The following is a 725-nucleotide window of genomic DNA, read 5'->3' as shown; positions in this document are numbered from 1 at the left end:
AGGCCTGGATGTATCTGACAAGACAACCCACGTGCATGTAGTTACGAGTGACGGGACGAATGTTTGGCGCGGGGTATTCTGCTGGCTGTCGTCGACGGCTTGAAGGGCTTTCCAGACGCAATCACGGCCGTGTTCCCGGACGCCGTGGTTCAAAGCTGTATTGTCCATTTGCTGCGCAACTCCATGGATTTTGTATCCTGGAAGGACCGCAAAGGCCTGGCGACGGCGCTCAAGGAGATATACCGCGCGCCCAGTGCTGACGCCGCCGAACAGGCGCTCACAGCATTCGAGGCCGGCCCTTGGGGCCAGCGATACCCTGCTATCGGCCAGAGCTGGCGGCGTGCCTGGGCTGAGGTCATCCCTTTTTTCGCGTTTCCAGATGAAGTCCGTCGGATCGTCTACACCACAAACGCTATCGAAGCTTTGAACTCGAAGCTTCGCAGGGCTGTCAGATCCAGGGGGCACTTCCCAAGCGACGATGCCGCAACAAAATTGCTTTATTTGATCTTGAACCGCTCAGAGAAGGAGTGGAAAATGCCGCCACGTGAGTGGACGATGGCCAAGGCGCAATTCGCCGTAATCTTCGGCGAACGTTTCATCAGAGCCATGGCGGCCTGATGATCAACCGCCCGTCCACACACGGAAATCCTGACAGTTGTCTAATTGATTTTGCCCCTTATGCGCTGACCTTGGTCTCTGGTTGTCTACGGGGTCATGGTCCGGCG

The 725-nt window shown here is 57.0% G+C and carries 1 pseudogene; it reads left to right on the top strand.

Annotated elements, in window-relative coordinates:
* Window positions 1–75 precede the first annotated feature (75 nt).
* Window positions 76–618 (top strand): annotated as a pseudogene (locus L3X40_RS22040) (IS256 family transposase); the annotation flags it as partial.
* Between the last annotated feature and the right edge of the window lie 107 nt (window positions 619–725).

This window comes from Rhizorhapis sp. SPR117, from assembly GCF_021742065.1.
Note: the sequence above shows the minus strand (reverse complement) of the source record. Positions and strands in the feature narration are given on the sequence as shown.